Annotated in this window: 7 protein-coding genes; 1 reads left to right on the forward strand and 6 read right to left on the reverse strand. The window is 65.7% G+C overall.

What is annotated here, in order from left to right:
* Window positions 1–234: 234 nt before the first annotated feature.
* From NP3_RS05885 to NP3_RS05910, 6 genes are read right to left on the reverse strand one after another with little or no spacing between them, the layout of a single operon-like run.
* The gene (locus NP3_RS05885; RefSeq protein ID WP_245720833.1) at window positions 235–1,926 is read right to left on the reverse strand and encodes an antitoxin YezG family protein; all 1,692 of its coding nucleotides are present in this window, start codon (window positions 1,924–1,926) and stop codon (window positions 235–237) included.
* Window positions 1,927–1,930: 4 nt separating this feature from the next.
* Window positions 1,931–2,236, reverse strand: coding sequence for a hypothetical protein (locus NP3_RS05890; protein WP_063038562.1), 306 nt, complete (start codon window positions 2,234–2,236; stop codon window positions 1,931–1,933).
* 24 nt (window positions 2,237–2,260) lie between these two features.
* Window positions 2,261–3,070 carry an ESX secretion-associated protein EspG gene (locus NP3_RS05895; RefSeq protein WP_063038564.1) on the reverse strand — a complete coding sequence of 270 codons (810 nt, stop codon included), beginning with the start codon at window positions 3,068–3,070 and terminating at the stop codon, window positions 2,261–2,263.
* The gene (locus tag NP3_RS48930) at window positions 3,067–5,598 is read right to left on the reverse strand and encodes a hypothetical protein (protein ID WP_063038566.1); all 2,532 of its coding nucleotides are present in this window, start codon (window positions 5,596–5,598) and stop codon (window positions 3,067–3,069) included. Before NP3_RS48930 ends, NP3_RS05895 begins: the two co-directional genes overlap by 4 nt.
* On the reverse strand, window positions 5,591–11,494 hold the full coding sequence (locus tag NP3_RS05905; protein ID WP_063038568.1) for a WXG100-like domain-containing protein: 5,904 nt from the start codon (window positions 11,492–11,494) through the stop codon (window positions 5,591–5,593). The genes NP3_RS48930 and NP3_RS05905 overlap by 8 nt, the downstream gene beginning before the upstream one ends.
* Window positions 11,495–11,506: 12 nt before the next feature.
* Entirely contained in the window at window positions 11,507–12,001 is a 495-nt protein-coding gene (locus tag NP3_RS05910) for a YbaB/EbfC family nucleoid-associated protein (RefSeq protein WP_063824700.1), read from the reverse strand.
* A gap of 253 nt (window positions 12,002–12,254) precedes the next feature.
* Between NP3_RS05910 and NP3_RS05915 the strand changes: the two genes are divergently transcribed.
* Window positions 12,255–12,719 (forward strand): YbaB/EbfC family nucleoid-associated protein, encoded by a 465-nt coding sequence (locus NP3_RS05915; RefSeq protein ID WP_063038572.1) that lies wholly within the window; start codon window positions 12,255–12,257, stop codon window positions 12,717–12,719.
* Window positions 12,720–12,763 lie beyond the last annotated feature (44 nt).

The following is a 12,763-nucleotide window of genomic DNA, read 5'->3' on the forward strand; positions in this document are numbered from 1 at the left end:
GATACCAGCCGTCTGGACGCCCACAGCGTTTCCATCGAACATTGCCATTTCTCAAAACCTTTCGTTACAGATGATCTGGATCGGAGATCGCGATGATCTCCGATGCGGGGTTCGAAACGGAGCTACTGCGGCGGCCCCCTCCCCCGCGCATGTTGTCCGATAGCGCCGTAATCGTCTGCATGACAGAATGTTCGGCATCCGAGGTCGGCAATATCCATCAGTCACCATCCAGGATCAGACCGCGAAACCGGCTGCGGCGCGGTTGTGCCGCAGCCGGAATCGCTGTTCGAACTCTTCGGTATAGATCGACGGCGCGACCGAGGACGACGACTGTTCGATCACCCCGTCGTCGGCGACGTAGAAGATGGCGCGGCCGATGGCGATCTCCCCTGGCCGAGTGGGAACGAACACCATCCAGCCCACGCTGAGACGCTCGGCGACCAGCTCGTCGAGCGGATAGTCGGTGGTGTCGAGGCCAAGACCGTCGATGTACGCACGGACCAGCGCGATCGCCCGATCCTGCGGCAGGTCCTCGGGGACCGTCGTCACCAACCCTGCCATCGACAGCTGATGCAACGCGCCATCGATATCGTCGCCGGGATCGGTGAACAGCGCGGCCATGGTATCGCGAGTAACCACGCCCGCCTCCGCGGCAGCAACCAAAGCCGCTGCCGCAGTGCGCAATTCGTCGTCCGGTGCGTCACTGAGCACACCGCACACCACGTCGATCGCGGTGTCGGCGGTCCAGATACCGGGCACTGCCGGGGCGAGGAGGTCCGAAGTAGGCGACTCACCGCGATGCCAACTGCCGCCCTCCCACCAGTAGCAGAACGACAGCAGCCCGCGTGTCACACGAGGATTGAGCACCTGATGGGCCATCCACTCCGGAGCGCCCGCGTACAGGTCCGGCAGCGGTGCGCCCTCGTTGTAGGCCGCGTCCAGTGCCGGCGCGTCCCACATCCCACCCGACAGCACCGCCCGGCCACCCGGCAGCACGTACAATGTGGACCCGCTACGCGCCGCACCCTCGAACAGACCGAGCGAGGGCAGAATTCGCGGACCCCATTCCGAGCCCACCGCCACGAACGCCGCCGCGATCACCGCCCAGCGCGCCCACAACACCGGTAGCACGGGGAAGTCGTCCATGGACCGCACCGCCATGACACCGGCCTCCCGGTCAGCACGGGCCTGCGCGGCGGCCTGCTGCGGCGACCGCCACTGCCGATTGTCATGCCCGATATAGGCGGCCAGCCACACCGGCAACCATTGCCGCGGAAACGCCTCGAGATCGGCCAGATACGCCTCCGGCGCCAACATGTGCTCGCCCGGGAACGGATCGTCGCCGTAGTCGTAGTCGACCTCCAGGTCGCCGTCGCGATCGACGTCGATCATCATTCGCCACCAAGGACCGTCGCCGAGCCCCGCCGACACCTCGCGCTGCCGCTCGACCAGTTCCAGGATCTCCGCCGACGGCTCGACCTGGGCGACCTGATCGGCGGCGTCGTAATAGAGGACGGTGCGTACCCCGCCGGCGACAGTGAGCGCGAACACCGCCTCCAGACGACTCCAGCCCTCCGGACCAGCCGCCGCCAGCTCACGCGCGACCTGCTGTGTCAGCTCGTTCGCCCGGTCCTCGATCGATGGCGTGGCCTCGGCCGAATCTTCCTCCGGCGCAGCCGAATCCGGCGCATCTGCGGTAGCAGGTTCGGGGGACTCCAGGGCGGGTGGCGCTGCCTCCGAGTCAGGCGCATCCGCTTCCCGGGAAGATGAATCTGCGTGCAGGGAAGGCGAATCTTCCTCGGGCGCAGTCATATCCGATAACTGCGGGGTAGCCGACGGCGTAGGCTGCGACGGTCCGGCGCCCATCGCGAAGGCGATGTCCGGCCCACTGCCCTCCGCAGGGGTGTTGTGCTGCGATTCGGTCATCGGATCACGCCCCCGAATCCATTGTGTCCATCTTGTCCGCGGCACCGGACATGCCGTCGCCGAACTTCTTTCCCGAACCGGCCATGTTGTCGCCGCCGTCGAGCAGGTTCTTCGAGGAGTTCCCGTAACCCTTGTCACCCTTGACGAACTTGTCGCCGTAATCGTCGTGGCCCCACGGATAGCTCTTGCTCTGCAACGTATTCCGCAGCGTGGACATGATCTCCGCCGTCTTCCGGCCGACCTCGTCCATCTTCCCCGCGGCCTGCCGCAAACGCGTGGTATCCACCCGGACCCTGCGTTGTTCTGCCATGTCAGTTCCTGTCGTGGTTCGGGGTCAGTACCGGTCCTCGGAACGCCCTGATTCCCAATGGGTTTCGAGACGCTCCAGCAATTGGGCGATATCTCTGTCGATCCGCGCGGCGAGCTGTCGCCGGCTGGTTCCGACCGCAACCGGCGCCTCATCCAACGACATCACGTACCGGCCGTCGCCTGGCATGTCGCGCCACAGCATCTTCGTCTCGTGAATCCCGCGTGGGCCGTACTTCGACCGGCCCTGCACCACCATGATCGAGCCGGTGAGATCGGCACGCTGCCGGAAGAACCGCTGCGTCTGAGCTACCGGCCTGTCGTCGACGTTGTCCCAGATGAGGCTGTCTCTCCAGGCCGGCGTGACGTGCTCGGCCGGGTCGGTGACGATCGGAATGTCGGGCATCTGCCCGGCTTCCACCGCCGGAAGGGCCTTCACTACCGTCGCGGCCAATGTGTTCGGATCACATTCGGTGACGGCGACCATCGGCGAGTCGTAGGTGAGATTTCCCGGCACCTGTGCAAACGCATATCCGAGCGCACCCGACCGTGCGACGTGCAGGTGGAGCCTCTTGTCCATATCGTCCCGGCTCTGCTCGTCCCAGCCGCGGACGCGTATATACAGTTCGGGCGCGCGCAGCACCTCGATCACCCCGTCGAACGAGCCGTCCAGGCGACGCTGCAGGTCCTCCCACACCACGCGCCTGCGCGCCGCCATCTCGTGCACCATGACGTCCTCGGTGCTTTCGAACCACAGCGGCTGCGGCAGCGACCCGGCACGATAGCGGTCGCACAGTACGAGAAACTCGAGGCAGGTGAACTTCCACTGCTGAGTCACGGCTCGATCACCGGCCTCACCCGATCCACATCGGGCCCGACGATCTCGTCGAAATTGCTCACGGTGTCGAGGAACTTGGCGCGTTTGTGGCCCTGGCCGCCGTTCTGTCCGCCCATACCGCCGCCCATACCGCCCATCGGCGGCGCCATCGGGCCCGCGGGACTCCCTCCTCGCGATGATGTCGGCGTGGCGGATATCACCTCATTCCCGTTCTGAATCGCCGCCCGCGGGAACAACTTCGACGAATCGGCCGGATGCGCGGCGTTGACCTGCGAATGCACACCGCCGTCGCCACCGCCGGCAAGTCCGGCGCCACCGCCCCCACCCCTGAGAGCGGACGCCAGCTCGGTGGGGAGCGCGTCTGCCAAGCTACCGAGATGTTGCGGTTCGGCGATGCCCGGAATCCCGACCATGCCGGAATTCGCGAGACCGGCGATCACTTCCGTGCCTGCCTTCGTGACGGCTTCCACGACCCCCTTGATCCCGTCGGTCAACGTCCTGAGCAGCTCCGCACCGCCCTGGCCCCCGCCGCCCAGGGTGTGCCCCAGGTTCTGCAGCGTTTCCGGGCTCAGGTTGCGCAGCGCCTCCGGGTTCAGGTTCTTCAGTGCCTCGGGCCCGAGGCCCCCGAGCAGGTCGTTGCCGAACTTCTGCAGCTCCTGCGGGTCCATGCTCTGCAGCAGGTCGGAGCCCAGCTTCTGCAGCGCCTCCGGGGTCATCTGCTTCAGCAGTTCCGGGTTCAAGCCGCCGAGCAGATCGGCCCCGATCTTCTGCAGTGTCTCGGGGTCCAGGTCCTTCAGCGGGTTCTTGCCCTGGAGCAGATCGTTGAGCAGATCCTGCGGCGATTTCGGCGCCTTCGGCGATCCGGGAGGCGGAGGGTTCTTGAGGACAGGGTTGTTCGGCCGGTCAGACTTATTCTTGCCGTCGTCGCCCTGGTTACCGCCGTGTCCGTTCGAGTTGCCGTTGGTGTACGGGTTCGAGTCACCGTCACCATTCTTGCCACCGACATCCCCGAGGCCCTTCTTGTAGCCGTCCTCGTAACCGCCCCTGTACTCCGGGCTGTTCTTGTCGATGCCGCTGCCGCCGCCCTTACCGGTACCATCGCCCGGACCATTACCCTGACCACCGGGACCATTACCCTGACCACCGGGACCATTACCCTGACCACCGGGACCATTACCCTGACCACCGGGACCATTGCCGCCGCCACCTTGATTGCCGCCTTGGTTGTTACCGCCGTTCTTGCCGCCGCCCTCCTTCAGGCCTTGGTTGTAGCCGTCCTGGTAGCCGGCCTTGTAATCCGGGCTGTTCTTGTTGATATTTCCGTTGTTATTACCATTACCATTACCATTGTTGTTCTTGTCGTTGTTCTTGTCGTTGTTCTTGTCGTTGTTCTTGTCGTTGTTCTTGTCGTTGTTCTTGTCGTTGTTCTTGTCGTTGCCGTTGCCCTTATTCTTATCGCCGTCACCCTTGTTGTCCGGCGGTGGAGGCGGGGGCGCCGGCTGAGTGACGGAACCAGTCACGGTCACCACAGGCATAGCATTGACGGCGCCAGCGATACCCGGCTCATAGACCGCCTTGTAGGTTTCACGATAGCCGTCGACCCAACTTCGCTTTTGACAATCGGTACCATTATTACTGTGCACGCTGGCCGGGGGCGTGTCATTGAACATGGCATAAATCCACTTTGCGCAATAAATCAGATCGGCACCCAAATTATCCAGACTGGTGGCGAAGGTACGCGAATTTTCGGTGAAGCGCTTTATCGCATTACCGGCTTTGTCCGCCCCGTCGCCAGTCCACATTTCGGCGGTGACCTTTTTCAGCGAGCCGTTCAGTTCGTCGAGATCACCCCTGAGCTTCTCGGCGATCCACTTGTACTGGACACCGGATTCCATCGCTACCCAATCGCTGTTCTGCAGCGATTGGCCGAATTCTTTGAATCGTTCGAAACCCCAGCCACTGGCATCCGAAACCCAGATCGGATTGCCATTGTCGGGGCTCGGCGGTGGCGTCGGCGCCGTGGGGTGGTCTCCCGTGTTCGAGGGGGTGTAATCCTTCCGATCATTCGGCACATACCCCTTCGGCGCGATGGAATCCACCTTGTTCAGGTCGCCGACCTTTGCGAAATCTTTCGCCGCATCATCATCGGTCTTCAGATATTGTTTACACGCACTGATGAATGTGTCGCCCATATCCTCCATAATGAGCTTCAACATATCCATCGCCTCGAGCACGCTGACGGCTTTACGGTTGAAACGGTCCGTCAGCTCTTTACCACCCGTTTCATCAGAAAATTCCTTCATGCGCGTCATACCATGGCTGTTGATATGCCCCTTGTACCAATCCAGTTTTCCGATCATGTCGTGGCATGCCTGCGCACACGCTGCGAAAGCCTTCGTATCGGCCTTCAGCAGATTGGCCTGCAACTTGTGCGTATCCGCCTTTGTGCGCAGATCGTGCCAGTCGTCGCGATCGGTCTTGGTCGTATCGTCGATCTTCGGTTTGTCGTCTTTTTTCTCGTCAGCCATCGGTGGTACTCCTCGTGGTCTTCGTGGACGATCGCGCGGTGCTGTCCGGTTCGGATTCGGCGTTCGCAGCTTCCAACGCGAACGGGACATCGGCGGCGGAGTCGTCGGGTCCGGCCCGCAGCGCGGGCGCCTCGAACGGCGAGGGCATCAGCATCGATTTCGGATTCTTTCGGGGCTTGTCGTCCTTCTTGCGGTCCCGGCGCGGCGGCTTCTTCGGTCCGGTAGCCGCCCCCGGCGGCGCGGCGGGTGGCGCGGCGCCGGGTGGCGGCGCCCCGCCGGGCGAGGACGACCCGGTGGGTTGGTGCCCGTCCGGCATCGGTGCCGCAGGCGGCTTCCCCGGCATGGACGGATGCTGCGTCCCGGATCCACCCGGCTGCGACGAGTTCCCCGGCTGCTCCGTAGCTTTCGGTTGCCCGGGCTCGGACGAATGATCCGGGTTCCCGGGTGCACCCGAATGGCTTCCGGTTCCGGACCCATCCTGGCGGTTTCCGTCGCCCGGAATGCCGGGGTGTGCCCCTGCGCCGGGGGTATCCGGAGGACGGCCGACGCCGGGCTCGCCCTGGTGTTCCCCAGTCCCCGACGGATCACGTTGTTCCCCGGCTCCCAGCCCATCCCGCTGGTCCCCGGCTGCCGGCGCACCCGGATCGTCCTCGGACACCGGTGCGTGCGAAGGATCGCCGGACTTCGGCGCTCCCGAGTGGTCACCACCGCCCGGCGCACCTGAATTGCTCTCGCCGCCAGGAGCTCTCGAGTCGCCGGGCTGGCCCGGCGACTGCTGCCGGTTCGAGTTGTTCGACGCGTCCGGACGATCCGACTGACCTCCTCGACCGGGTGCTCCCGGCTGCTCCGGCGCACCCGGCCTGTTCTGTGCGGCCGGATCGTGCGATGCGCCCGGGCGCTCCCCCGCACCGGGATGCTTCGGTGAGCCGGGCTGATCGGGGGCTCCCTGCTGCCCCGAACCATCGTCCCCGCGGCCTGCGAGCCGGTCGCTTGCGAGTTTGTCGAGGGCCCCGCGCAGCGCGGACAGGTCAGGCCTGCGAGGACCGCCCTCGCCGCCGGGCGGCGTGAGTTTCGGCGGTGGGCCTGACACACCATTCTGTGAACCCGGTCCCGCGCCTCCGGTCTGCTCCGAAGTCGGCGGCCGCAAACCGTCGCCGAGGCCGAAGCTCGAGAAGTCCGGCGACAGCTCGCCCTCCCGGTCACTCCCACCACCCGGCGTGACCCGGTCGGACTCACCCGGCGGCGGCGCCATCCCATCCGCGGCATGCAAGTTTTGGAGCATCCGCTTGAGCATCGCCGGGTCCAGCCGCGGAGCGGGCGGGGGCTGCCGGTTTTCGGGCGGAGAGTTCCGCTCACTACTGGACGAGCCGCCCTCACCGGAGGGACCGGAACTCGAATCACGCGATCCGCCAAGCGAATTCGGGGCTCTTCCGGAACCGCCATCATGACCGGAACCACCGCCACCGTCATCGGAGCCGCCATGGCGCCCCAAGCCCTCGGGACCCTGATCGTTGTCGTAGGGGTCGCGATTCGGCCGATCCCGGTCATATCGATCCTGTGGATCCCAATCGTCGCGGTCACGATCCGGCGGGCCCCAGTTGGCCTTATCCTGCGGGTCCCAATCGTCCGGGTCGTAGTCCGGCGGGCCCCAATAGTCCGGATCGTGATCCGATGGATCCCGTAGGAAGTGCTCCGGCGGGACCTTCTCGTACCCCGGTGGGATCCAGATATCGGTTTCGGGCGCGGTCGGCGCCCGATACCCACCGGGTAGCGGATCGTTGTCGCTCAGGTGGCGTGGCTTGATCTTGGCGGTCAGGTCGGCACCGTCGACATAGGGATTCTTGGGGTCGGCCGGCGGCGCGACGGTCCCGTCGGGATCGGAGACGTGCACCTTGTTCTTGCCGTCGACCGTCCAGGTGGTGCCGTCCCCCCTGGTGCCCCACGAGGTCTTGTCCCCTGCGGTGACCCGCACGGCACCGTCGCCGCGGACCTCGCGGACGGGGCCGCCATCCGGTTGGTTGACGAAAGCCGTTCCGTCCGTGCGGGTCCCGCGCACCACACCGTCGCCATCGGTGAAACGCACGCCGCGCGGACCGATCTCGGAGACCGAATCGTCCTCGTGCACGACCCGGAAGCCGTCGCGAGTCCGCTCCAGCTGCGCACCGTTGGACAGCTCGATCGGCTCTTTCATGGACCGGGACTCGGTGTGTCCGTTCGGCGCGGTGATACGCACGGACCCGCGCGAACCCCGCTCGTAAACTGTGCCGTCGTCATCGAACACCTTGATGCCCTTGGGCGACGACTCGAACCCGGTCCCGTCGGGCCGATCCATCTGAACGACACCGGGTTTGCGCGGACCATCCTGACCGAGGCCGCCGAGCCGGTCACGCGACCCGACGTTCAGGGTGTCGTTCAGGTCGTGATGGATCACAGTCTGATCGGGATGCCGAGTCCGCCCACCGCCCTCGAGATCCGTGGAATCGAATACGACATGCTCGGTGCCGTCGGGATCCTCGACGGTGACCGCGCCATTGGGCTCGGTGGTCTGCTTGGTCTGGTCGGGACCGGTGATCACGGTGGGCTTCCCCGGCCCGGACTCGACCACCGTGTCGTCGGCCTTGTACACGATCTTGTCGCCGGTGGGCGAGGTGAATTCCGCTGCCCCGTTCGGTCTTACGGTCGTGGTCCAGTCGTCCGGAGACTTCGTCCGCACCGAACCGTCGCCCAGCACCGTATGCGAGACCCGATCCGGACGGGTGAACGCCGGCGACTGCACACCACTGCCCTTGCCCACGGTCGCCTCGGAGCGGGCGGCCGGGCCGGTGCCGTCCGGGCCGACGAACACGATCGAATATTCGGGACCGACCTTCATCAACTGCGGATCACCGGTACGGCCCACCACTATGGTCCCGTCGTCGCCGATCACATGCCTGGTGCCGTCCGGGGAGGTGACGACCAGGTTGCCGTCCTCGTCGCGTGTACGCCCGGCCTTGTCGTTCGGGACGACGTGCACCGTGTTGTCCGGCGTGGTGACGGTCGTCGGGTCGCCCGGCCGGGTGTGGACGGCGGTGCCGTCCGGGTCGAATCGGGTCCGTTCGTCCCTCGGTGAACGCAGATCCGCTCCACCGTCGCGCCCGACGATCGTCGTCGACCCGTCCGGGGATTCGGTCCGCACCGAGCCGTCGTCCAGCACCGTGTGCCGGGTCCCGTCGTCCCGACCGAAGCCGAACTCGCCCTCTCGCCCCGGTCCGGCCTGCGGACCTGGTTCTGCCACAGGGCGATTGCCATTGTTGGGCAAGAATTCGACCGAGCGGTCCGGGCCGATCCTGAGCAGCGTCGGATCGTCGGGGCGTCCGATGAAGATGTTCCGGTGCTTGTCCACCCAATGCTCGGTGCCGTCGGGCGAGGTGATCAGAATGTCGCCCGACTCGCTGCGCGTCCAGTTGCGATGTTCCCGATCGCCCTCGAAGGTCCGGGCGCCGCCCGGCCCGGCGGCGTCGTGTCCGCGCCGCCCGCCCGGGTCCGAATGATGTTCCTGCGGCACCGATCCGCGCGACGGAGGCAGATCCCCCTCGGGCCTCGGGCGCAGCGGCGGCAGCCCGCCCGAAGTCGATTCCGGCGGACGCTGCCTCGGCGGCGTGTGGCCCGAATCCGATGTGGGCATCTGTGGGCGCCGTCCCGATGGCGTCTCGTCGCCGGAGTTCGGATTCGGGACCGCGGACCGTGGCGGATTCGGGCTGCTCGAACCCGAATCCGAAACCGGCGGACGCTGTGGTGGCGCCCCACCGGGATTCAAGTCGACGGGTCGGCGTGGCGGCTGCCCCGACGCCGTCGAGCTCACATCCGACACCGCCGACGAACGCGGCGATTGACCCGAACCCGACGAACTCACATCCGATACGGCGGGCGAGCGCGGCGGCTGGCTCGAACCGGCCGAATTGGCCTCGGAGGCCGACGCCGGTCCGCGCTGCGATTGTCCCGCAACGATATTCGTGTCGGGTGTGGACGGGCGCGACGGCATCTGGATACCGCCCTTCGGCGGTTGCGACGTCGGCGATCGGTCCAGCTGCACCGAGCCGTCGCCTCCGGGGGACGGACGCGTGACGGCCGGGCCGCCCGTAGGCCGGTCGCTCGGACCGCTGATCGTCGACGAATTGCGGCCGTCTCCGGGCAGGTTCGTCGAGGGCGACGTTCGCGACGCTCCGTTCGAGTTGGACGAACTTCCGCCGTTCTCGGACGGATTCGAGGATGCCAGGGATTCACTCCGGCCTCCCCCAGCCGTCGACGACCCACTCGACGAGTGCGAGCCACCGTTCGAACCACCGACGGAGCCACCGGATTTCGACTCATTGCCCGACAGCGACCCATGCTGTCCGGAATTGGACGAACCACCAGACTGACTTCCGTTGACGTTGTTTGCCGCAACCGGGGGCGACTGCTTGCTCGAACCGGAGTCGTTCTTGCCTGAGTTGCTCGCACTCGAGTTGTTCGACCCGGAGTCGTACTTGCCCGAGTTACTCGCACTCGAGTTGTTCGAACCCGAGTCGTTCTTGCCCGAGCTGTTCGTGCTCGAATTGCTCGTGCTCGAATTGCTCGAGTCCGGGCCGCTCTCCGCCTCGTGCTGTGGAATCTTGCTGGGTGGCGGCGCGGCCGACCTCTCGGAATAATTGTCACCGGTGAAAGAGGCCGGGTGCGTTGCCAACGAATCCTGGTGGCCACCAGACGATCCCGACCTGCCGCCGGGCGAATAGGAATTGTCGGAGCTATTCCCGTTACCACCGCGCGGCCCGTTCGTTCCGCCCGGCTCGTTCTGGGGCATGATGTGCTCGCCGCCGAAGCCATTTCGAGAGCCGTGCGGTCCGAGCCCGCCCGGGTCGAACGAGTGCCCGCCCCGGACAGGGACATTCACCGACCCGTCCCCAGGCATCTTCCAATTGACCTCGAAGCTACTGTTGTCGAACCGGCGGCCGCCGCGGTATCCCCGGACGCCACCGACGATCCCACCCTGGGCCGCACCGCCGACCCAGCCGGCGGGATTGCCGAGCGTGCCGGCCCAATCACCGGTGACCAAGGCGGCACCGAGACCGCCGAAGGCGCCGAACACGGGGCTGGACCCGATACCCACGAGTGCGCCGTTCCCGGCTCGAACCCACGGATTCTCGAGTTTGTTTCCGAAAGCCTTCGTCGTGAATTTATTGAGCGAGTTGGCGGCTGATCGGCCGAACGGTGCACCGAGGCCCGTGGATGCCGCGGCCCCGAACTCTGTCCAGTCGAAGTGCTTCCGGTGCCCGGAGGCGATCTGGCCGACCTGCACGGCCGCATCGAGCCCGCCGGCAATGAACGCGCCCTCCAGGATCTTCATCACCCAGCCCTTGCTGAGGTTGGCGAACTTCTCCCCGAATACGGACAGCACTTTCGCCAGAATCCGTTCCTGCAACCACAATTCCAGTCTTCGCAGGATGAATCGGGTGGCCGCGGTCTCGGCGGCCTCGACGGCGGCGGCGGTCGGCGGAAACATCCAGGCCCAGGCGATCTCGATGGCCAGCGCGATCAGCGAGACGATCGTCATCAATTTCGCGGCCTCGATCTGCGTACCGTAGTCGTATACCGCGTCGGAGATCTGTTCCATGTACTTCGCCAGTGACTCCACCGACTGGTCGCCGGTGAGCATCTGGTCGAACAGCGCACCGATCCTGTCGCCGCCCGCGCCTTCGGGGTAGGCGGAACTCGCTACGCGTTTGACGTCCTCGATATCCGGGAGCTGTTTCCGGAGCGAACCGCTCGCGGTCTTGTAGGCGTCCGAGACATGCCAGACGTCGGTCTCGTCGCCCTCCGGCCACGCCCCGCCCGCAACCCAGCCCAACCAGGCCAGCTCCGGCGGAAGATACAGTCCCATGACGCTACGGCCTCACTCGTCGAGGTCGCTGACCATCGACCGACGACCGAGCTTCTCCGCGTCACGGAAACGCGTGTCCTCGTTGTCGTGCCGCCGCTCCGGCGAGTTCGGCGGCGCCACCGAGGCGGGCGGCGCCACCGGCATGGCGGACCCCAGATCCGGCGCACCCTCGATGAGATCGGACAGGCGCGGTAACCGAGACTTGCGCTCCCGCAACGGTTCCATGAGCCGGCGGCACTCCTCGTTCACCTTCCGGGCGGCAGCCTGCACCGCCTCGGTCATCGCCCCCGCGATCTCCGCATAGGAAAGTTCGCCGATATCGTCGGCGAACCAGGTCTCGATGAGAATGCCATCGGCATTGACCGTCACCGTGATTCGTTTCTCACACGCGGTGGCGGAAGCGGTGAGCCGGGACCGGTCCCGTTGAATTTTGGCGATGCCCTGCATTTGTTCCGTAAATGCTTCCATCATCATCGCGGCGTCGGCCCGCAGCCATTCATTCGCCACCAGAAGCCTCCGCATCTCAGGTCGAGCCGGTTCCACGATGCCACGCCGGAAACCGTGGTCACACAACAGGATTGAACACGAAGCGGATCATTTGCTCATCACTTGAAAACACGCCGGATCATTTGTCCATCATAATTCCGTCATAAATACGTCAGAACGTGTTTTTGTACGATGAGGTGCGGTACGTTCGCCAGGGAATCGATGCGGAACCGTCGCGAGTTCCGAATCCCTTCGGGCAGCAGGAGAATTCGACGTGAACAACGAACGCACCAAAGGTGACCTCGCCGACCTACTCGACACGGTCAACGGGCAGATCCGCGCGATCGCCGAGGCACAGCAGAAACGCGTCGAACTCACCGCGACCGCCACCGCGGGCGAGGGGCGCGTGCGCATCACCGTCAACGCCGACGGTGTCGTCATCGAGACCCACTTCGCCGACGACATCGACGAACTGGACTACGACGAGATCGCCGACGCCGTCACCGACGCCACCCAGGAGGCCGCGGCCGAGGTCGCCCGCCGCGCCGACGAGTTGATCGCCCCCATCCAGCAAACCCGGTCGCGGCTGCCCAGTCTCTCCGAGATCGTCGGCGGACTGCCCGACCTGACCGCCCGCGCGCCGGAACCGCAGCGAGCCTCGTTCGATCCGCCGTCCGAGCGAGATCAGACCGGCGACAACGGTTTCGGGACCCGGCGATCCCCTCTCGCCGACAACTGAAACCAGCGGACCCCCAAGCAATTCGACGCCGGAAGTTTTGATCG

This window comes from Nocardia pseudovaccinii NBRC 100343 (assembly GCF_001613225.1).
GTDB lineage: Bacteria > Actinomycetota > Actinomycetes > Mycobacteriales > Mycobacteriaceae > Nocardia > Nocardia pseudovaccinii.

Coding starts and splice junctions, on each gene's coding strand:
- NP3_RS48930 (WP_063038566.1), bottom strand. CDS start 5,598: ATGGCTGACGAGAAAAAAGACGACAAACCGAAGATCGACGATACGACC.
- NP3_RS05890 (WP_063038562.1), bottom strand. CDS start 2,236: ATGGCAGAACAACGCAGGGTCCGGGTGGATACCACGCGTTTGCGGCAG.
- NP3_RS05885 (WP_245720833.1), bottom strand. CDS start 1,926: ATGACCGAATCGCAGCACAACACCCCTGCGGAGGGCAGTGGGCCGGAC.
- NP3_RS05905 (WP_063038568.1), bottom strand. CDS start 11,494: ATGGGACTGTATCTTCCGCCGGAGCTGGCCTGGTTGGGCTGGGTTGCG.